This is a genomic window from Agromyces sp. NPDC055658 (genome assembly GCF_053618155.1).
This window is the reverse complement of sequence record NZ_JBSHHD010000001.1, coordinates 91,961-111,894: the sequence shown is the minus strand read 5'-3', so window position 1 is coordinate 111,894 and position 19,934 is coordinate 91,961. Positions and strand designations below refer to the sequence as shown.

Annotated in this window: 16 protein-coding genes; 4 read left to right on the top strand and 12 right to left on the bottom strand. The window is 70.9% G+C overall.

The window, feature by feature from the left end; all coding sequences use genetic code 11:
- Positions 1-14: 14 nt before the first annotated feature.
- From ACWGPE_RS00530 to ACWGPE_RS00500, 7 genes are all read right to left on the bottom strand, one after another.
- A complete protein-coding gene (locus tag ACWGPE_RS00530) occupies positions 15-1,199 on the bottom strand; it encodes a glycine C-acetyltransferase (RefSeq protein WP_231429136.1) in 1,185 nt (394 codons plus the stop codon).
- Position 1,200: 1 nt separating this feature from the next.
- Positions 1,201-2,244 carry an L-threonine 3-dehydrogenase gene (gene tdh / locus ACWGPE_RS00525; protein ID WP_231429137.1) on the bottom strand — a complete coding sequence of 348 codons (1,044 nt, stop codon included), beginning with the start codon at positions 2,242-2,244 and terminating at the stop codon, positions 1,201-1,203.
- 128 nt (positions 2,245-2,372) lie between these two features.
- Positions 2,373-3,563 (bottom strand): Gfo/Idh/MocA family protein, encoded by a 1,191-nt coding sequence (locus ACWGPE_RS00520; protein WP_231429138.1) that lies wholly within the window; start codon positions 3,561-3,563, stop codon positions 2,373-2,375.
- 49 nt (positions 3,564-3,612) lie between these two features.
- Positions 3,613-4,644 carry a LacI family DNA-binding transcriptional regulator gene (locus ACWGPE_RS00515; protein ID WP_231429139.1) on the bottom strand — a complete coding sequence of 344 codons (1,032 nt, stop codon included), beginning with the start codon at positions 4,642-4,644 and terminating at the stop codon, positions 3,613-3,615.
- Positions 4,645-4,714: 70 nt separating this feature from the next.
- Positions 4,715-5,617: a carbohydrate ABC transporter permease gene (locus tag ACWGPE_RS00510; RefSeq protein ID WP_275505963.1), complete on the bottom strand. Its 903-nt coding sequence runs from the start codon at positions 5,615-5,617 to the stop codon at positions 4,715-4,717.
- Positions 5,610-6,584 carry a carbohydrate ABC transporter permease gene (locus tag ACWGPE_RS00505; RefSeq protein WP_452047883.1) on the bottom strand — a complete coding sequence of 325 codons (975 nt, stop codon included), beginning with the start codon at positions 6,582-6,584 and terminating at the stop codon, positions 5,610-5,612. The genes ACWGPE_RS00510 and ACWGPE_RS00505 overlap by 8 nt, the downstream gene beginning before the upstream one ends.
- A gap of 4 nt (positions 6,585-6,588) precedes the next feature.
- On the bottom strand, positions 6,589-7,863 hold the full coding sequence (locus ACWGPE_RS00500; protein ID WP_231429142.1) for an ABC transporter substrate-binding protein: 1,275 nt from the start codon (positions 7,861-7,863) through the stop codon (positions 6,589-6,591).
- A 266-nt stretch (positions 7,864-8,129) separates the two neighbouring features.
- Here ACWGPE_RS00500 and ACWGPE_RS00495 point away from each other — a divergent pair, with 266 nt between their 5' ends.
- The 4 genes from ACWGPE_RS00495 to ACWGPE_RS00480 all read left to right on the top strand — a co-directional run bounded on the left by ACWGPE_RS00495 (position 8,130) and on the right by ACWGPE_RS00480 (position 14,037).
- Complete coding sequence (locus ACWGPE_RS00495) at positions 8,130-9,386, top strand: MFS transporter (protein ID WP_452047882.1); 1,257 nt, start codon at positions 8,130-8,132, stop codon at positions 9,384-9,386.
- 44 nt (positions 9,387-9,430) lie between these two features.
- Complete coding sequence (gene nucS / locus ACWGPE_RS00490) at positions 9,431-10,126, top strand: endonuclease NucS (RefSeq protein ID WP_231429144.1); 696 nt, start codon at positions 9,431-9,433, stop codon at positions 10,124-10,126.
- 128 nt (positions 10,127-10,254) lie between these two features.
- On the top strand, positions 10,255-10,929 hold the full coding sequence (locus tag ACWGPE_RS00485; RefSeq protein ID WP_452047881.1) for an HAD hydrolase-like protein: 675 nt from the start codon (positions 10,255-10,257) through the stop codon (positions 10,927-10,929).
- A 321-nt stretch (positions 10,930-11,250) separates the two neighbouring features.
- Positions 11,251-14,037 carry an immune inhibitor A domain-containing protein gene (locus ACWGPE_RS00480; RefSeq protein WP_231429146.1) on the top strand — a complete coding sequence of 929 codons (2,787 nt, stop codon included), beginning with the start codon at positions 11,251-11,253 and terminating at the stop codon, positions 14,035-14,037.
- A 147-nt stretch (positions 14,038-14,184) separates the two neighbouring features.
- Here the strand turns inward: ACWGPE_RS00480 and ACWGPE_RS00475 are convergent, their stop codons facing one another.
- From ACWGPE_RS00475 to ACWGPE_RS00455, 5 genes are all read right to left on the bottom strand, one after another.
- Positions 14,185-14,832 carry a TetR/AcrR family transcriptional regulator gene (locus ACWGPE_RS00475; protein WP_231429147.1) on the bottom strand — a complete coding sequence of 216 codons (648 nt, stop codon included), beginning with the start codon at positions 14,830-14,832 and terminating at the stop codon, positions 14,185-14,187.
- A gap of 55 nt (positions 14,833-14,887) precedes the next feature.
- Positions 14,888-15,403: an N-acetyltransferase family protein gene (locus tag ACWGPE_RS00470; RefSeq protein WP_452047880.1), complete on the bottom strand. Its 516-nt coding sequence runs from the start codon at positions 15,401-15,403 to the stop codon at positions 14,888-14,890.
- Positions 15,404-15,473: 70 nt separating this feature from the next.
- Entirely contained in the window at positions 15,474-16,190 is a 717-nt protein-coding gene (locus ACWGPE_RS00465; protein WP_452047879.1) for a tyrosine-protein phosphatase, read from the bottom strand.
- An 81-nt stretch (positions 16,191-16,271) separates the two neighbouring features.
- A complete protein-coding gene (locus ACWGPE_RS00460) occupies positions 16,272-19,313 on the bottom strand; it encodes a helix-turn-helix transcriptional regulator (protein ID WP_452047878.1) in 3,042 nt (1,013 codons plus the stop codon).
- A gap of 104 nt (positions 19,314-19,417) precedes the next feature.
- A complete protein-coding gene (locus ACWGPE_RS00455) occupies positions 19,418-19,612 on the bottom strand; it encodes a hypothetical protein (RefSeq protein WP_231429151.1) in 195 nt (64 codons plus the stop codon).
- Between the last annotated feature and the right edge of the window lie 322 nt (positions 19,613-19,934).

Genomic DNA, 19,934 nt, shown 5'->3' with positions numbered 1-19,934 from the left:
CGGCGGCGCCGGCCTCAGCCCGCCGCGACGGCGTCGCGCGCCTCGGCGAACGCGGCCACGCAGCGGCGGATCTCGTCGTCGGAGTGCGCCGCCGAGAGCTGCACGCGGATGCGCGCCGCGCCCTTCGGCACGACCGGGTACGAGAAGGCCGTGACGAACACGCCGCGCTCCTGCAGCGCGTCGGCGATGCGCGCGGTGAGCGCGGCGTCGCCGAACATGACGGGCACGATCGGGTGCTCGCCCGGCAGCAGCTCGAACCCCGCGGCATCCATGAGCTCGCGGAAGAGGGCCGCGTTCGCGTTCAGCCGCGTGCGCAGCTCGCCCGAGGAGGCGAGCAGCGACAGCGCCTCGAGCGTGCCGGCGACGATCGCGGGCGCGAGCGTGTTCGAGAACAGGTACGGGCGGGCGCGCTGGCGCAGCAGGTCGACGATCTCCTGGCGGGCCGCGACGTAGCCGCCCGACGCGCCGCCGAGCGCCTTGCCGAAGGTGCCGGTCGTGATGTCGACCCGGCCCTCGACGCCGCAGTACTCGGGCGTGCCGCGACCGCCTGCGCCGACGAAGCCGACGGCGTGCGAGTCGTCGACGAAGACGAGCGCGCCGTACCGGTCGGCGAGGTCGCAGATCTCCCGCAGCGGTGCGATGTAGCCGTCCATCGAGAAGACGCCGTCGGTCACGATCACCGTGCGGCGGGCACCGGATGCCTCGACCAGGCGGGCCTCGAGGTCGGCGAGGTCGCGGTTCTTGTACCGGAACCGCTGCGCCTTCGAGAGCCGGATGCCGTCGATGATCGACGCGTGGTTGAGCTCGTCGGAGATGATCGCGTCGTCGGGACCGAACAGGGTCTCGAAGACCCCGCCGTTCGCGTCGAAGCACGACGAGAAGAGGATTGTGTCGTCGTAGCCGAGGAACTCGGACACCCGCCGCTCGAGCTCGAGGTGCTGCTCCTGCGTGCCGCAGATGAACCGCACGCTCGCCATGCCGTAGCCCCACTCGTCGAGGCCGCGGTGCGCGGCGGCGACGATGCGGGGGTCGTCGGCGAGGCCGAGGTAGTTGTTGGCGCAGAAGTTGAGCACCTCGCGGCCGGCGACCTCGATCTCGGAGGACTGCGGGCCCCGGATGCCGCGTTCGCGCTTGGTGAGGCCCGCGGCCTCGATCTCGTCGAGTTCCGCGCGCAGCTGCGCCTTCACGTCTCCGTACATCTCAGACCTCCGTCCAGTCGAGGATGACCTTGCCGACGCCGCCAGAGGCGGCCACGTCGAACGCCTGCCGCCAGTCGCGTGCGGCGAAGCGGTCGCTGATGATCGACGCCACGCGCGAGCGCAGCTCGCTCGACGTCTGCAGCATCGCCGACATCGAGTTCCAGGTCTCGAACATCTCACGGCCGTAGATGCCCTTGAGGGTCAGCATGTGGGTCACGACCTTGCCCCAGTCGATCGCATAGGGCTCGGAGGGCAGGCCGAGCATCGCGATGCGGCCGCCGTGGTTCATGTTCTCGATCATCTCGGGCAGCGCCTTCGGCGACCCGCTCATCTCGAAGCCGACGTCGAAGCCCTCGCGCATGCCGAGCCGCGACTGCACCTCGCGCACCCTCTCCTTCGAGACGTCCACGACCGCGTCGGCGCCCATCTCCATCGCCAGCGAGAGCCGCGACGGCGAGACATCCGAGGCGACGATGAACCGCGCGCCGACGTGGCGGGCGACCGCGATCGACATGAGGCCGATCGGGCCGCAACCCGTGACGAGCACGTCTTCGCCGACGACCGAGAAGGCGAGGGCGGTGTGCACGGCATTGCCGAACGGGTCGAAGATCGCGCCGACCTCGGGGTCGACGGGCGAGTGGTGCACCCACACGTTCTCGCCCGGGATCACCACGTACTCGGCGAACGCGCCGTCGCGGTGGAGGCCCACGCCCTGCGTGCGGATGCACATCTGACGGCGGCCGGCACGGCAGTTGCGGCACATCCCGCAGACGACGTGCCCCTCGCCCGACACGCGGTCGCCGACGGCGACGTCGTGCACGAGCTCGCCGACCTCGACGACCTCGCCGTAGAACTCGTGACCGGGGATCAGCGGAGTGCGGATCTCGGACGCGGCCCAGTCGTCCCACTTCTCGATGTGCAGGTCGGTGCCGCAGATTCCGGTGCGCAGCACCCGGATCTTCACGTCGGCGGGACCGGGCTCGGGCTCGGGCCGTTCGACGAACTCGAAACCGGCGCCCGGGGCGGCTTTGTAGAGGGCCTTCATCGCTTCGAAAACTCCGTTGTTCGGCGCACGAACCGCTGGGTGCGGCGGCTCATGCGAGTGGTCCGGTGGGTGCGCCGGATGACTCAGCCATCGTACCGGCGCGAGGTCGGGGCCGGCGGCGGGACGCCTCAGGCCGGCGTCGCGGCCGGCTCGACCTGCCCGGCCTCGAAGTACGCGACGAGTGCGGGGTCGAGCGGCGGCACCTCGAGCGTGCCGCCGTCGCTGCGCAGCGACTCCGTCGCCCGGATGCCGACGGCGACCGCCTCGCGGGCTGCGACCGGCGAGGTCTCGGTGAGGCCGCCGTCGCGCACGAAGCGGAGGAACTCGGCGACGAGCAGCGCGTCGGCGCCGTCGTGCCCCACGTCCTCGGGCGACTCGGGCACGATGAAGGTCTCGTCGGCAGGCGCCGCGCCCTGGTGGCGGCGGTTCCAGAGGCCGACCTCGGAGCCCGAGACGTCGCCGAAGTTCTCGATGCGGCCCTCGGTGCCGATGACGGTGTAGTTGCGCCAGTAGTCGGGCGTGAAGTGGCACTGCTGGTAGCTCGCGAGCACGCCGTTGCCGAGCCGCATGTTGACCATCGAGATGTCCTCGACGTCGATCACCGGGTTCAGCCCGGTCTGCGCGGTCGGCGGCCAGTTGTCGAGGCTGAACCAGTCGCGCATCCGCTCGCCCGCGCGGTCGCGCCGGTCGTCGATGTCGCCGTAGACGCTGAGCGAGCCCATGGCCTGCACCTCGGTCGTGTAGGCGCCCGCGAGCCAGTGGATGACGTCGAGGTCGTGCGCGCCCTTCTGCAGCAGCAGGCCCGTGGTCTTCTCGCGCTCGGCGTGCCAGTCCTTGAAGTAGAAGTCGCCGCCGTTGCCGACGAAGTGGCGGCACCAGATCGCCTTGACCTCGCCGATGCGGCCCTCGAGGATCAGCCGGCGCATGAGGAGCACGACCGACATGTGGCGCATGTTGTGGCCGACGTAGAGCCGGGTGCCGGTGCGGCGGGCGGTCTCGAGGATCGCGTCGGCGTCCTCGACGGTCACGGCGAGCGGCTTCTCGCAGAAGACGGGCACCCCCGCCTCGAGCGCCGCGATCGCGACGGACGCGTGCTGGTGGTCGGGGGTCAGCACCATCACCGCGTCGACGCCGCTCGCGAGCAGCTCGTCGAGCGAGTCGGTGACGGTCGCCTCGGGCAGCGCCGCACGCGCCTCCGCGCGCGAGCGCTCGGACAGGTCGCAGACGCCCGTCACGCGGGAGCCCCGTCCGGGCCGGTGCGCCTCGTGCACGAGGGTCGCGCGCGCGCCGAAGCCGACGATGCCGATGTTCAGATCCACGGGGTGGTGCTCCTTCGAGTCTTCCTGCGCGAGTTCGCGTCGCAGGGGGTCACAGCGTGCGCACCGCGCGCGGCGGTGCGTCCAGATCGGTCGAGCCGCCCGGGACGAGCGACCACGGGAATTCGTGCAGGCGGGGCTCGGTCGCGCCCGAGTCGAGGGCTCGCGCGACGATGATCTCGGCCTGCCTGCGATAGAAGTCCGTCGGGCCGACGGTGGTGAGGGTCGGGGCGATCGACTGCGCGTCGGGGGTGTTGCCGACGCCGATCACGGCGACGTCGTGCGGCACCCTGAGGCCCAGCATGTGCGCCGCGTTGATCGCCGCGATCGCGGCGAAGTCGGTCGTCGCGTAGATCGCCGTGGGGCGGTCGTCGCGCGAGAGCAGGGCGACCGCCGCGGCGAACGCGCTCGCCTGCGTGTTCGCGTAGGTCGCGGTGTGCTCGGGCACCACGGGCAGCCCGCGCTCGCGCATGCGAGCGAGGTACGGGGTGTACCGCGAGTGCTCGGGTGCACGCACGGCGTCCTCGGCCACGAGGCATCCGATCGCGGTGTGCCGTTCGAGCAAGTGGTCCATCGCGAGGTAGCAGCCGGGGATCGCGTCGGAGCGGATCACGTCGTAGCCGTCGGGCTCGAGCGTCTCGCTGAAGACGACGAGCCGCTGGCCGCGTTCGGCGAGCGCCTGCAGGTGGCGCCTGACCTCGTCGCTGCCGACCGCGGCGTCGAGGTAGGCGACGTCGCTCTCGACCCGTTCGAGCGCGGCGTACCAGTCGCCGTCGGCCAGGATCAGCGTCGTGAGGCCGTGCCGGTTCGCCTCGTCGTTGACCGCGGCCGCGACGGCGAGCGACCACGGGTCGCTCAGCATGTGCAGCGAGAGCTGCACGGTGTCGCTGCGGCCGGTGCGAATCGTGCGGGCGGCGCGGTTGGGCCGGTAGTTCAGCTGCTCGGCGGCCTCGAGCACGCGCTTGGCCGTCGCCTCGGCGACGCCCGAGCCGCCGCCGGAGCGGCCCGAGAACACGTACGACACCGTCGCCGTCGAGACGCCGGCGAGCTCGGCGACCATCCGCAGCGTGGGGCGGCGGCGCACGTTCGTGCCCCCTGCCGGGCCGGAGCTTCCGTGCGCCGTCGAGCCTCCCGCATTCGCCCGCACCATCACGTCACCCCTTCGTTCCCGAGAACGCGATGCCCTGGATGAACTGCTTCTGCAGGATCATGAAGGTGACCAGCATGGGCAGCGTCGCCAGCAGTGCGCCCGCCATCAGCACAGGGTAGTCAGTGCCGTGCAGGCCGACGAGCTGCGACAGGCCCACCGAGAGCGGCATCTTCTCGGGGTCGGTCGTGACCACGAGGGGCCACAGCAGGTCGTTCCACGACCACAGCACCGTGAACACCGTGAGGGCGACGATGCCGGGCTTGGCGAGCGGCACCATCACGCGCCAGAACGTCTGCCAGGGGTTCGCACCGTCGATGCGGGCCGCCTCCTCGAGCTCGGCCGGCATCGACATGAAGAACTGCCGCATGAGGAAGGTGCCGAAGGCGCTGAAGATGCCCGGCACGATGAGCGCCTGCAGGGTGTTGAGCCAGCCCAGGTTCTGGATGATCTCGTACTGCGGCAGCAGGTAGAGCTGCGAGGGCACCATGAGCACCGAGAGGAACAGCACGAAGACGACGTTGCGGCCCCTGAAGGGGATGCGCGCGAAGGCGTAGCCCGCCATCGTGCACAGCACCACCTGGCCGACGGTGCGGCCGACGGTGAGCAGCACCGAGTTGAGGAACATCTGGCCGAACGGCATCGACTCGAAGACCTCGGCGAAGTTCGTCCACACCCACGGATCGGGGAACACCACGGGCGGCACCTGCACCGAGTCCTGGAACGTCTTGAACGCGGTCAGCGTCTGCCACACGAACGGGAAGACCATGAGCACCGCGCCGCCGGCGAGCAGCAGGTGCACGACCCAGTGGCCGCGGTTGCGGCCGCCGCGGGTGCGGGCGGGGCGAGGGGCGGATGCCTCGGGCGGGGCGCCCGTCATGGCACGGGTGTCGACGGCGAGGTCACTCATAGTGCACCCACTTCTTCTGCAGACGGAACTGCACGACCGTCAGGATGAGGATGATGATGAGCAGCAGGAACGCGATCGCGGCCGCGTACCCCTGCTGGTTGTCGAGGAAGCCCGCCTCGTAGAAGAGGTAGACGATCGTGCGGGTGCTCGGCATCGCGGGGTTCGACCGGCCGAGCATCATGTAGATGAGGTCGAAGACCTGCAGCGCGCCGATCACGCTGATGACGCTCACGAAGAAGATGCTGGGGCTCAGCAGCGGGATCGTGATCGAGAAGAACTTGCGCATCGGACCGGCGCCGTCGAGGTCGGCGGCCTCCATCACCGTGTCGGGGATGCTCTGCAGGCCCGCGAGGAAGATGACGATGTTGGTGCCGAGGCCGGCCCAGATGCCGACGACCGCGATGGCGACCAGGGCGGTGTTCGGGTCGGTGAGCCAGCTCTTGCCGTCGATGCCGAACACCGCGAGCGCCGCGTTGAGCACGCCGTAGTCGCCGTTGTAGATCATGCGCCAGACGAGCGCGATCGCCGCGGGCATCGTCACGACGGGGATGAAGTAGAGGGTGCGGTACACGCCGCGCCCGCGGAGCCCGGTGGTGTTGAGCAGCGCGGCGATGGCGATGGCGATCGGGATGCCGACGAGCGCGATCACGGTGTAGACCGCGGTGTTGCGGAGCGCCCCGATGAGCTCCGGGTCCTGGAAGAGGCGGACGTAGTTGTCGAGGCCGACGAACTGGGAGCCGCCGAACGGGCCCGACTCCGTGAACGACATCAGGAAGGTGCGCACGGTCGGCCACAGGTAGAAGGCGAGGAGGCCTGCGGCAGTCGGACCGATGAAGAGCAGCGCCCACCACGGCGACTGCCCGGGACCCCGGCCGCGTCGCCGCCCCCGGCCGGGAGCGGCCTCGGGCCGCTCCCGGTCGAGTTCGGAGATCGGCGCGCTCGTGCGCTGCGCGATCAGGTCGGACATGGGATTACTCCGACTCCGCGTCCAGTGCGGCCTGCATCTGCTCGGCGAGCTGCTGGAGGCCCTCCTCCGGCGAGACCGTGCCGGCCCAGACCTGCGCGAGGACCTCGCTCTCGATCGACGTCCACGCCGAGGTGTTCTTCGAGACGGGGTAGGCGACGGCCGTGTCGAGCGCGTCGATGTAAACCTGCAGGTCGTACTGCGGGAGCGCGTCGACCCACGCCTGCTGGGTGCCGTTGAAGGCCGGGATGACCGTGCCGGTCTCCGCCTGGATCTCGGCGGCCTGCTCCGAGCTCGCGAAGGCGGCGAACTGCTTCGCGACGTCGACGTGCTCGCTCTTGGCGTTGGCGACGTTGCCGATGCCGTGGATCACGCTCTGGTTGCCGGTGGCGCCCTCGGCGAGCGGCGCGACGTCGACCTTGTCGGCGATGTCGGCGTTGTCGGCGTACGCGACCGCGGCCCATGAGCCGTTCTGGAACATGGCGACCTTGCCCGAGAGGAAGAAGTCCTCGGGGTTCGTGTCGGTCATCTGCTGGGCCGTCGGTGAGGAGCCGGCCTCGATGAGGTCGGTCCAGAGCTCGATGCCGGCGAGGGCCTCGGGCGACCCGTAGCCCGACTCGGTACCGTCGGCGTCGATGACCTCGCCGCCCGCCTGGGCGATCGAGTTGTAGAAGTTCTCCTGGCCGTACTGGCTCGCGGCGATGCCGTACTGGCCCTTCGCCGGGTCGGTCAGCTTCGCGGCGGCGGCCTTCAGGTCGTCCCAGGTCCAGCCGGCCTCGGGGTAGGCGACGCCCGCCGCGTCGAAGAGCTCCTTGTTGTACCAGAGCGCGACGGTGTCGAAGTCCTTGGGCGCACCGTAGAGCGCGCCGTCGTAGGTGTACAGGTCGATGAGGCCCTGCGGGTAGTCGGCGGCGTCGATCCCCTGGTCGTCGAGGGGCGCGAGCACGCCGTTCGACGCGTAGAGCTGGAAGTTCGGACCGTTCATCCAGAACACGTCGGGCGCCGATCCGCCCGACACCGAGGTCTGGAGCTTCGTGAAGTACTCCTTGTACGGCGTGAGCTGGATGTCGACCGTCACGTTCGGGTGCTCCTCGGTGAACGCCGCGGCGATCTCCTCCATCGCGGGCTGCTGGTTCTCGTCCCAGATCCCGTACGTGATGGTGACGTCCTCGCCGTCGCCTCCGTTCGAACCCGAGCCGCTGCAGGCGCTCATCGCGAGCGCCGCGGTCGCGGCCACGGCCAGCGCGGCGGCACCGCGGCGGGTGATTGCACGTCGAAGCATCCGATCCTCCTTTGGATCTGTCTCTCTGGTGAAGGGTGCGGGTGCGGAGCCCGCGAGTGTTAATCGTTTAGCTAAACGATTAACACGTGACTGTAGGGGAGGCCGGAGGCCGACGCAAGCGCGAGCCGCCGATTGCGGACGATCGGCTCGGCCGCGGCTTGCGGGCGATCCCGCGGGCGGCTAGGGTTCTCGACGAGTCGAATCGATTCGACTCGTTCGATCACCCCAGCGGAACCCCACCGCCGACCTGAGAAGCAGCACCGACCATGACCGAGACCTCCGGCAACGCCGCGCCGACGACGCGCCCCGCTCGCGAGCTCGTCGCCTGGCGCAACGCGATCTTCGCGATCTTCTTCCTCTCGGGGCTCAGCATGGCGAGCTGGGTCGCGCGCATCCCCGCGATCCGCGACGACACCGGGCTCAGCACCCAGGGCGTCGGGCTCGTCATCCTCGGCGGCTCGATCGGCTCGATCCTCGGTCTCGTCGCGGCCCCCTGGCTGCTCGCGCGCCTGGGCGCCCGCCTCGGCATGATCGCCGCACTCGTGACCGTCTCGGTCGGGCTCGTGTTCGTCGGCGTCGGCGGCTCCCTGCTGCCCGCCGTGCCCCTCGTCGTCATCGGGCTCGTGCTCTTCGGCCTCGGCAACGGCGCGGTCGACGTGATGATGAACGTCGAGGGCGCCGAGGCCGAGCGCGAGATCGGCCGCACGGTGATGCCGCTCATGCACGCGTTCTTCTCGTTCGGCACGGTCGCGGGTGCCGCGGTCGCCGCCGCCGCGTCGGCGATCGACGTACCGGTGTCGATGCACCTCGGCGTGATGGCACTGCTCATCGCCGCCAGCATCCTCGTGGCCGTGCGCTACGTGCCGCTGCGCGCCGAGGTCGGCGACGACACGCACGCCGGCGGACCCCGGCCGCCGTGGACCGAGCGGCTCAAGGCGAACCTCGCCGTGTGGGGCGACGTGCGGCTGCTGCTCATCGGCGTCATCATGCTCGGCATGTCGTTCGCCGAGGGCTCGGCCAACGACTGGCTCGCCCTCGCCGTCGTCGACGGCCACGGCTTCGACGCCACCACCGGCGCGCTCATGTTCGGCGTTTTCACGGTCTCGATCACGGCCGGCCGGGTCGTCGGCGGTCCGATCCTCGACCGGTTCGGGCGCGTGCCCGTGCTGCGCACGCTCGCGATCATCGGCATCGCCGGGCTCTCGCTCTTCATCTTCGGCACCGAGACGTGGATGCTCGTCGTGGGCACCGTGCTGTGGGGCCTCGGCTCGTCGCTCGGGTTCCCGGTCGGCATGTCGGCCGCGGCCGACCACCCGACCGACTCGGCGGCGCGCGTGAGCGCCGTCGCGATCATCGGCTACTGCGCCTTCCTTGCCGGGCCGCCGCTGCTCGGCTTCATCGGGCAGCACTTCGGCATCCTCAACGCGCTCCTCGTGATCCTCGTGCTGCTCGTGCTCTCGGCGCTGGCGGCGCCGGCCGCCCGCGAGCAGACGCGGCCCGCGGCATCCGGCTCGCAGGCCTGACCGTGACCTGCGCGCCCGCGCGCACCCGCCGGTAAACTCGTCGGGTGCGTCTCGTCATCGCCCGCTGCTCCGTCGATTACGCGGGGCGGCTGCAAGCCCACCTCCCGCTGGCCACCCGGCTGCTGATGGTGAAGGGCGACGGCAGCCTGCTGGTGCATTCCGACGGCGGCAGCTACAAGCCGCTCAACTGGATGAGCCCGCCGTGCACGCTCGAGACGGCCGAGCCCGACGACGAGCAGCGCGAGGCCGGCATCGCCGAACTCTGGACGGTCACGCACAAGAAGACCGCCGACCGCCTCATCGTCTCGATCCACGAGGTGCTGCACGACACCTCGCACGAGCTCGGCATCGACCCCGGCCTCCAGAAGGACGGCGTCGAGGCGCACCTGCAGAAGCTGCTCGCCGAGCAGATCGAACTGCTCGGCGAGGGACACCGGCTGGTGCGCCGCGAGTACATGACGGCGATCGGCCCGGTCGACATCCTGGCGACGGATGCCTCGGGCGCGAGCGTCGCGGTCGAGCTGAAGCGACGCGGCGACATCGACGGCGTCGAGCAGCTCACCCGCTATCTCGAGCTCATGAACCGCGACCCGCTGCTCGCGCCGGTGTCTGGCGTGTTCGCCGCGCAGGAGATCAAGCCGCAGGCGCGCACGCTCGCCGAGGACCGCGGCATCCGCTGCCTCGTGCTCGACTACGACGCCATGCGCGGCGTCGACGACGGGCATGCTCGGCTGTTCTGACGACGGACTGCGCCGGCCCCGGCTGGACTGGGACGCTTGACCCAGTTTCCTGAGCGCGGGCTGCCGGTTCTCTGTGATCCCGCGGCGATGCGAGCAATGCTCGCATTCGATGACCCTAGGATGTCACGGTGACCTCCCCCGCACCCATGCTCACCCGCACCTGGTCGGCGGTGCTCTTCGACCTCGACGGCACCATCATCGACTCGGCCGCCGACATCACCGCCTCGCTCGCGCACACGTTCTCCGCGCTCGGGCTGCCCGTTCCCGACGACGCGACGCTGCGCTCGTACGTGGGCCCGCCGCTGACGGAGGTGTTCGGCGCCGGCCACGGCCTCGAGGACGCGCTGGCCGAGGAGGCCGTCGCGACGTATCGCGCGCACTACGCCGACCACGTGCTGTCGTCGCCGGTGTTCCCCGGCGTGCGGGGCCTCCTCGAGAGGCTGCACGCCGCGGGCGTGCCCGTTGCGCTGGCCACGTCGAAGCCCGAGCACACCGCACGCGCGGTGCTCGACAACGCCGGGCTCAGCGAGTACTTCACCGTGATCACCGGGGCCACCACCGACGGCACCCGCGCCACGAAGACGGCCGTCGTCGCCGAGGCGCTCCGCCGCCTGCAGGCGGAGGGCGTCGACACGTCGCAGTCGGTGATGGTGGGCGACCGCAGCCACGACACGATCGGCGCGCTCGCGAACGGCGTTCCGACCATCCTCGTCGAGTGGGGGTACGGCTCGCCCGCCGAGGCCGACGACGCCATGGCGATCGTGCATTCGACCGACCAGCTGCGCGGCCTGCTCGTCGGGTAGCGAGGCGACGTTCGAGCCCCTTCGCACTCCCACCGGGGATCGTGCCGCCGACCGACCGGAAGGTCGGAGTCTATTCGACTCCCTCGCCTCGCGGAAGCGTTCTCGGACATCGTGACCCGATCGCCGCCGTCTGCATGACGGATGGGCCGAGTTCTCCACAGTTTGAATCTCAGGTCTTCCATAGGCCCGCCCGTTAAGGGCAGGATTCCGATTACGTCCGTCCACCGACGGGCGCCATGCGTGTTGCCGGCGGTCACCCCCGCCGCGGCACTCGAAGGGAGAAGCATGTCTGGAAACTCCACTCGCGCGCGCAGGCGCGTGGTGGCGACGACTTCCGTGCTTGCGCTCGCGGCCGCCGGTCTGGCGACCTTCGGCGCAGTGCCCGCGAACGCGACGCCATCGCACATCTCCGCGCCGGTGATCGGCGACGACGAGTACTACATGAACTACGTCGCGCCTCGCGCCGAAGCCGAACTGACGGGCGACGATGAAGCGGTCGTCGACGTCAACGGCAAGAAGTCCGGCGCCCCGAGCGCCGAGACGGCGCTCGAGCTCGCCAAGTCCGTCGACCAGAAGTACGCGCAGGGCAACCCCAAGGCCGCGCATCAGCTGGCGAAGACCGAGGCCAAGGCGCAGAAGACGGGCAAGAGCCCGAAGGCGCTCAAGAAGGCCAAGGGCACGCAAGAGGCGAAGCTGCTCACGATCCTCGTCGAGTTCGACGGAACCGAGGACTTCAGCAACCTGCAGGTGCCGACGTCGTTCGGAGCGACCGACTGCAAGCCCGGTGCCGTCCAGTCCGGCCCGCTGCACAACAACATCCCCGACCCCGCCACGTACGAGCTCGAGGACAACAACTCGATGTGGGTGCCCGACTTCTCGAGCGAGCACTTCAACAAGATGCTCTTCACCGATGAAGGCATCACCGAGCGCGTCCGCACCGACCTGACGGGTCCCGACGGCCAGCCCGGCTTCGACATCTCGGGCTTCACCATGAAGAACATGTACGAGGAGATGTCGCGCGGCGCCTACACGGTGCACGGCGAGGCGACCCCGTGGATCAAGGTGCCGCACTCCGAGGCGTACTACGGCGCCACGGTCTGCCACCTCAACGACGAGGGCGTCTACGAGGCCGGCCCCATGCAGGACATGCAGGGTCACCCCGACAACCCGCTCGGCCCGGGCCAGCTGCCGATCGACGCGGTCGCAGCGCTCGCGGCGGCACAGCCCGACTTCCCGTGGGCCGACTACGACATCGAAGACCAGGGCGACCGTGACGGCGACGGCAACGTGCTCGAGCCCGACGGCGTGATCGACCACGTCGTGCTCGTGCACGCCGGTGAAGACAAGTCGGGCGGCGGCGGCGCCGAGGGCACCTACGCCCTCTGGGCCCACTCCTCCGCCGTCGCAGGCGGCGCCGACATCCCCGGCACCGACCTCAAGCTGTCGAACTACATCGTGCAGCCCGAGGACTCGGGCGTCGGCGTGTTCGCGCACGAGTACGGCCACGACCTCGGCCTGCCCGACCTCTACGACACCTCGAACGTCGCGTCGAGCGACGTCGACTTCTGGGACCTCATGAGCTCGGGTTCGCACTCGGGCCCGATCTTCCAGTCGATGCCCACCCACATGGGCCTCTGGGACAAGTGGGTGCTCGGCTGGGCCGACCCCGAGGTCGTGTCGCCCGGTGACGACGAGACCACCATCAAGGTGGGCCAGTCCTCGCGCCCCGCGAAGGGCACCGAAGACGGCATCAAGATCGACCTTCCCGACAAGGTGATCACGCTCGCCGAACCGCACAGCGGTGAGAACATGTGGTACTCGGGCGCCGACCAGGACTGGGCCGACCTGCGCCTGGGCCGCACCGTCGAGGTTCCCGCCACCGCTCCGAAGTTCTGGATGTGGAACAACTTCGTCATCGAAGAGGACTGGGACTTCGGCTACGTCGAGGTCTCGACCGACGGCGGCACGACGTGGGCCGAGCAGAAGGTCTACGACGCGGCCGGCAACCTGGTCTCGACCGACGACGGCTACTCCGACCCCAACGGGCGCATGAAGGACTTCGGCGCGGCAGAGGGCGCACCGAAGGTCTACGGCCTCACCGGCTCGAGCGACGGCTGGCGTCACGACTACGTCGACCTCACCGCCTACGCGGGTCAGACCGTGCAGGTTCGCCTGCGCCTCGCGACCGACGCGGCCTACCAGGACCGCGGCTGGTTCAGCGACGACTTCTCGGTCACGAGCGGCGACACGGCCGTCTGGAGCGACGACGTCGAGGGTGCCGACGACAACGGCTGGACGAAGGAGGTCGCCTCCTTCACGACGACCACCGGCCCCGGCTGGCGCAAGGACACCGGCACGTCGGTCAAGGCGCAGTACTACCTGGTCGAGTGGCGCAACTTCGACGGCTTCGACGAGGGCCTGAAGTACGGCTACAACAGCATCTACCAGGACGGCGCATGGAAGGTCGCGAAGCTCGCCTACAACGCCCCGGGTGCCCTCGTCTGGTACCGCGACACGACGTACGGCAACTCGAACATGCCGGCGGCGAACGAAGCGGCCCTGCCGAGCTACGGCGCCAAGGGCGGCCTGCTCATCGTCGACAGCCACTTCAACCCGCTGCAGCGCACGGGTGAGGCCGCCGACGTCGACCCGTCGACGCTCAACGTGATGGCCTCGCGTGCGCAGTCGTCCAACGCGGCCTTCGGCCTCGAGAAGACGCACCCGTTCACCGAGTGCATCGCCGACGCCGACTTCAACGAGTACTGCACCGACATCCCCGCGCTCGACCCGGTGAGCACCTTCACCGACGACCACGGCTGGGTGCCGGGCTTCGCCCTCCGCGAGTCGGACGGCGCGCTGTTCTACCGCGACCGCGACGCGTCGACCGTCGTGCCGTCGGTGGGCAACGCGCAGTACAGCACCCCGCTGTACGACCTCGAGGGCAACCGCCTGCCCGACTACGACGGCCTCGACGTGGGCCTCGGCCCGTTCGGCTCGGGCAACCCGGCCGACGACGGCGTGGGCTACGGCACCGTCGTCCAGGTCAAGAAGGCCTTCAAGGGCAACACCGCGGCGCTCATCCGCGTCGTGCCCCCGACGGTCGACTGACCACCGCACCTTCGCAACACCGACGAGGCGTCGGCCCCTCCGGGGGTCGGCGCCTCGCCGCATGCGTCAGGCGGACGGGAGCGAGCCGACCATCGTGCGGGCGGGCCGAGCCGAGTCAGGACGTGGCGCGCGACGCGACGCTGCTCGCTACTCGACCACCGACGCGGTGACGCCGGCGATGAGCCGCTCGATCGCGGCGGAGAACTCGGCGTCGCCTTCGCCGTCGAGGTCGAGATGCGCCGTCTGTTCCACGAGCGGGTGGCGCGAGTCCGACCACAGCGTTTCAGATCCGGATGCCTCGCCCGGAGCCGCGCGACGGGCCGCCTCGAGCGCCGCCTGCCCGAGCGTGAACGCGCGCACGGCGTGGCCCGCGCGTGCGGCGTCGGGGGCGTCGAGTCCCGACTCGACGAACGCCTCGATGAGCGTCTCGGCCAAGGCGAGGGCGTTCGGTCCGTCGAGCGGCCCGCTCGTCACGAGCACGATCGAGCCGGCATGCTCCGCGAGGCGCGCCCGGAGGGCGAGCGCGATCGCCACGACCCGCTCGCGCCACGCCGGCGCCGAGGCATCTCCGATCGACTGCGGATGCTTCGCGACGCCCGAGAGCAGCTGTTCGACCATCGCCTGCAGCAGCGCGTTCTTCGAGGCGAAGTACGTGTACATCGCGGTCGGCGTGAGGCCGAGCGCCGCGGCGACGCCGCGCACCGAGACGGCGGCGACGCCCTTCTCCTCGAGGATCTCGAACGCGGCGTCGACGATGTCGGACTGGCTGACGCTGCGCCTGGGGCCGGGTCTCATGTGCGGTGGTGCTCCTCGGGGTCGACCCTCAACGCTACCGGGCGCGCGGCAGCCTTCAGCGCACCAGTCGCACCGTGGAGATGTCCCAGGGCTCGAACGGCAGCTCGACCCCGTCGGGTTCGAACCCGTTGCGCCGGTAGAACGCGCGGGCCCTCGTCTCACCCGCCATCGCCCAGAGGAACGCCGGCCGGGAACCGATCGCGGCGTCGAGCAGCGCCTGGCCGAGGCCCGAGCCCTGGTACGCATCGAGCAGGTACAGCCCCTTCAGTTCGAGGTCGCGCGGCGCGTCGGGCTCCTCCGTGCGATCGGCCGGTCTCACGTCGGCGAAGCCGACGATGCGTTCGCCGTCGACGGCGACGACGACGGTGCGCTCGCCGCGCACCGATTCGTCGACGATGCGCTCCCACGCCTCGCTGCGCCGGTCGAGCGTCCACGCCTCGATGCGTTCCCGTGCGACGGCGCCCGACGCGATGTAGGTCGACTGGTGGCTCTCCCAGTGCATGCGCGCGATGAACGGCGCATCGCCCGACCGGGCGTCTCTGATGACCGGGGATGCCGCGGAGCTCGCCATCACTCGAGCGTATCGATCGCGGCGCGACGCGACGAGGTGCTGCACGACGGCGTGCGATGCCACCGCCCGATCAGGCGAGGAGCCGCGCCCGCACGCGGTCGATGCCGTCTGCCTCGAATCCGTTCGCGACGAGGTAGCCGGCGACGTCGAGGCCGTCGAGGAACTCATCGAGTTCGCGCACCCGACGCTCGTTGAGCACCTCGAACTCGGCCGGCGACACCGTACGGCCGCCGGCGCTCGCGTCGCCCGCGAGCCGTTCGTGCGCATCGATCGCGTGCACCGCGCCGAGGTAGTCGGCGACGATCTCGGTGCGGTCGACCTCGCACAACTGCAGCAGCATCGACGTGATCATGCCGGTCCGGTCGCGACCGTGGGCGCAGTGGAGGAGCAGCGCGCCCGGCCGGGAGTCGCGCGGACCGCCTGAGCCGGCGAGCGCGTCGAACACCGCGACGATGAGCTCGGGCCAGCGCTCGAGCACCTCGGCGTAGTAGCCGGGCGAGTCGAGCGTCTCCCATCTCGCCATGAACTCGGTGTTCGACTGGTCCTCCACCGGACGGTGGTGACGCGTGAACGGCTCCTCGATCGCCCTGCCGACCTCGTCGTCGTTGCGCAGGTCGATGATCGTGCGCACGCCGTTGTCGTACAGCTCGGAACGCCCGGCCTCGTCGAGGCCGTCGAGCATCGCCGACCGGTAGACCCGCCCGTGCCGAGTGGTACCGAGTGCACCGTCGAGCCCGCCGAGGTCCCACGTGTTCGGCAGCCCGGCCCAGGTCATTCGACGCGTCATGCGCTCGACGCTATCGGACCGGGTCGCACCGAGCGCATGGGGAGTGCTCCCCTGCGTTGCCCTCCAGCGCGGGGCAGCGCTTCAGTGCAGCGCGCCGGCGCGGTACGCCGCCTCGGTGCGGGTCGCCGCACCCAGCTTGCGAAGGATCGACGACACGTGCACGCTCGCCGTCTTCCCGCTGATGAAGAGGCGCTCCCCGATCTGCTTGTTGCTGAGGCCTTCGGCGATGAGCTCGAGCACCTGTCGCTCGCGGGCGGTCAGCTCGGCGGCGGCACCGGTCGAGGCGGCGACGCCGTCGGTGATGCCGATCACCTCGGCGCCGACGCGCTGGTCGGCCTCGAGCGCCAGCCCGGCCGCACCGGCGACTCGCATGACCGACGCGAGCACCGCGCCCACGCCGACCGCCTCGGCCTCGTCGTGCGCGGCCTGCAGGGTCGCGCGTGCGGCGGCCCGATCACCCGCCGCGAGCTCGGCCTGGCCGAGCCTGAGCAGCGCGTACGGCCGGAGGAACGCCTCGGCCGTCGGGTCGGAGGTCGCGGCGACCGCGGCCCGCCAGGCGGCCGCGTCTGCGCCCACGGCGGACGCTCCGGCGGCGCCGGTGACGCCGGTGCCCGAAGGGTCGTCGGTCGGCGCGGCGAGCTCCGCGTCGATGAGGGCGGACCAGAGCGGCTGCAGCGGCCACTCGTCGAATTCGTCGATGAGCTCGCGCAGTGCTGGCTCGGCTGCGGCGGCCTCGGCGACGATCGCCGCCCCCTCGGCATCGGCGGCGCCCGCTCCGGCCTTCGCCGCGGCCACGACGCGGGCCGCCGCCCAGGCGTACGGGAAGCCGAGCGCCACCGCCGGGCGCTCTCGTGGATCGAAGAGCCCCTGCGTCTCGCGCCAGGCCCTGGCGACGTCGCCGCGCGCGAGCGCGAGCTCGGTCGCGAGCCGGCCCACCGAGAGCCGGGTCTGCATCTCGATGTTGACGGGATTGACGGTGATCGGGCGGATCGCGCGGAACTCGCGATCGGCGCCCTCCGCGTCGCCCTGCCACAGCCTCGCCCAGACCTTCGCCCGAAGCAGGTACACCTTGAACTGCATCGGCGGGTCGAGCGCGAGCGCACGCTCGATGAGCGGCAGCGCCTGCTCCCACTGGCCGAGCGCGTAGTGCGGGTCGACGGCGTTCGAGGCGAGGATCACGCCCGAACTGCGCTCGAGGCCGAGTTGTCGCGCGCGGGCGAGGCCCGCCTCGGCGAGCTCGACGGCCCGCGCGTACTCGCCGATCAGGTAGTGCACGTCGGAGGCGTTGACCCAGTACCGCAGCAGTGCGGGCCCGTCGCCCTCCGCGAGCTCCCGACTGCGCTCGAGGTCGGCGAGGCCGCGTTCGACCTCGCCCAGGTTCACCCGGCACACGGCAGCGACGTTGAGCGACACCGAGGCCGTGCGCGCCGAGCCCTCGCGCAGTGCGAGTGCGAGTGCGCTCTCGGCCGTCTCGATCGCCTGCCGCAGTCGGCCCTCGATCATCTGCCGGCCGGCGAGCGCCGAGAGCACCGTCGCCCGCATGAGCGATGACCGGTCGCCGAGCACCTCGAGCGCCTGCTCGAGCAGCGGGATCGAGCCCGGCCGCCCCGCCCCGGCGAGGGTGAGCGCCTCGTCTCGGAGGAGGCGGGGGAAGTCGGGGTCGTCGGGCGGGCACTCGGCGAGGGCGGACTTCAGCAGGGTGAGGCTGCGCTCGTTCTCGCCCGCGTTGCGCAGATGCGAAGCGGTGCGGCCCATGAACTCCATGCGGCTCATGCCGGCGATCTGCTCGGCATCGTCGACCACGTCCCACAGGCCCAGCGCCCGCTCGCCGAGCTGCGCGGCCGACGCGAACGCCGTCGAGCGGCGGGCCTCGTGCATCGCCTGCACGGTGGCGGGGAACGCCTTGGCCGCATTGTTCGCACCCAGCCAGTGGTACGAGATCTCAGCCGCGAGACGGCGCGTGCCGGCGGCGGCCAGCGACTCGTAGGCCTCGGCGTACCGGGCGTGGTACCGCGCCCGTTCGCCGGGAAGGATGTCGGCCGCGATCGCCTCGCGCACGAGCGCGTGGCGGAAGCCGTACTCGTCGCCGTCGACGACGAGCACGCCGCCGAGGATCGCCTCGCGCGCTGCCTCATCGAGGCGCTGGCCCGCGCCGGTCGAGGGATCGGCGTCACCGCCGCGGAAGACCGCGGTGAGCATCGAGTGGTTCACGCGCACGCCGCCGGTCGCGATCAGCCGGAGCAGTTGCTGCGCCTCGTCGGAGAGGCGCTCGTAGCGTGCGAGCAGCAGCTCGCGCAGGGTGTCGGGAAGGTCGGACTCGTCGCGGCAGCCGTCGAGGCCCACGACCTCTTCGACGAAGAACGGCACGCCGTCGCTGCGGCGGAAGAGGACGTCGAGCACACCGTCGGTCGGCCACTCGTCGGCGATGGATGCCACGAGCTCGCGCACCTCGTCGCGCGAGAGGCGCGCGAGCTCGCGCCGCTCGACCCAGCGGTCGCGCTCGAGCTCGGAGAGGAAGGGCCGCAGGAGATGGCCACGGGTGACGTCTTCGCTGCGGTAGCTCAGCACGATGAGCACCCGGCTCGACGCGAGCATGCGGGTGAGGAAGCGCAGCAGTGCGAGGCTCGCGGGGTCGATCCAGTGGAGGTCTTCGACGATGAGCACGATGGGCCGCTCGTGCGAGAGCGTCTCGAGCAGCACCGCGATCGCCTCGTGCAGCTGCCCGCTCGCACCCGACCCACCGGCGATCGCCACGGTGTCGACGGGCTCGCCGATCGCCCCCAGCTCGGGCAGGAGGGCGACGAATGCGGCGCGGCCCGGGCCGACGATCTCGAGCGCCCGCTCGCCGCCGACCTCCGCGACCAGGGCGCGGAGCGCCGCCTTGACGGGCGCGTAGGGCGCCGCGACCGCGCCGAGGTCGACGCACTGGCCGAACACGACTCGCGCGGTGCGCTCGGCGCGCTGCCGGAACTCGCGGATGAGGCGACTCTTGCCGATGCCGGCCTCGCCGCCGATCACGATCGTGCGGGGCACCCCGGCGGCAGCCTCGTCGAGGAGGCCGCCGAGCCATGCGAGCTCGGCATCGCGCCCGATCATCGTGGCGCTGGACGCGGCGGTGGTCACCAACACATCGTCCCATGCGCCGGTGACACGCGCGGTGCGTTCGGCCGAGGCATCCGCGATCGATCGCACGACCGGGAAGATGCTCACGACCGCGGCCGAACCGCTCACCGCAGGGCGAGCTGCGGAGCGCGGCGGCCGACGTGCCGCCGGCGCCGGACGTGACCGGCCGAGGCCGTGCCCGCGGCGTCCGCCTCGACCGCCTGCTCGTCGACGGCGAGCCGCTGCGCGAGCCGGCGCTCCGCCAGGAGCACGTTCGCCTCATGCGTGCGGATCGCGACGAGATCTGCCGAGTACTGCATGGTTTCCTCCTGTGTCGGACTCCGACCGTTGCGATCGGATGACCTCAGACTCCTCGCTAAGGCGCCTCGGGCCCATCGGACGATCGCCCTATTTCGGCGCCGCAGCCGCCGGAGACCGGCTTAAGACGATCGCGAGCCCGGCGCCGGAAGGGTCTGCCGAGGCCTGCCGAGCCCGTCGAGGCGGACCTCGACGACGGCGGCGACGATCGCCGAGACGGCGAGCATTCCGAGGGTGAGCATGAGCATGAGCATGAGTGGGTCTCCATTCCGTCAGGAGAGCATTCGGGGGTCTCCGGGTCGCGTCATCAGCGCGCGCACCGAA

What these genes read in the sequence shown, in the direction of transcription:
- ACWGPE_RS00475 (WP_231429147.1), bottom strand. Translation starts at nt 14,832, where the DNA reads ATGAGACCCGGCCCCAGGCGCAGCGTCAGCCAGTCCGACATCGTCGAC.
- tdh (WP_231429137.1), bottom strand. Translation starts at nt 2,244, where the DNA reads ATGAAGGCCCTCTACAAAGCCGCCCCGGGCGCCGGTTTCGAGTTCGTC.
- ACWGPE_RS00495 (WP_452047882.1), top strand. Translation starts at nt 8,130, where the DNA reads ATGACCGAGACCTCCGGCAACGCCGCGCCGACGACGCGCCCCGCTCGC.
- ACWGPE_RS00530 (WP_231429136.1), bottom strand. Translation starts at nt 1,199, where the DNA reads ATGTACGGAGACGTGAAGGCGCAGCTGCGCGCGGAACTCGACGAGATC.
- ACWGPE_RS00500 (WP_231429142.1), bottom strand. Translation starts at nt 7,863, where the DNA reads ATGCTTCGACGTGCAATCACCCGCCGCGGTGCCGCCGCGCTGGCCGTG.
- ACWGPE_RS00505 (WP_452047883.1), bottom strand. Translation starts at nt 6,584, where the DNA reads ATGTCCGACCTGATCGCGCAGCGCACGAGCGCGCCGATCTCCGAACTC.
- ACWGPE_RS00455 (WP_231429151.1), bottom strand. Translation starts at nt 19,612, where the DNA reads ATGCAGTACTCGGCAGATCTCGTCGCGATCCGCACGCATGAGGCGAAC.
- ACWGPE_RS00465 (WP_452047879.1), bottom strand. Translation starts at nt 16,190, where the DNA reads ATGACGCGTCGAATGACCTGGGCCGGGCTGCCGAACACGTGGGACCTC.
- ACWGPE_RS00510 (WP_275505963.1), bottom strand. Translation starts at nt 5,617, where the DNA reads ATGAGTGACCTCGCCGTCGACACCCGTGCCATGACGGGCGCCCCGCCC.
- ACWGPE_RS00470 (WP_452047880.1), bottom strand. Translation starts at nt 15,403, where the DNA reads ATGGCGAGCTCCGCGGCATCCCCGGTCATCAGAGACGCCCGGTCGGGC.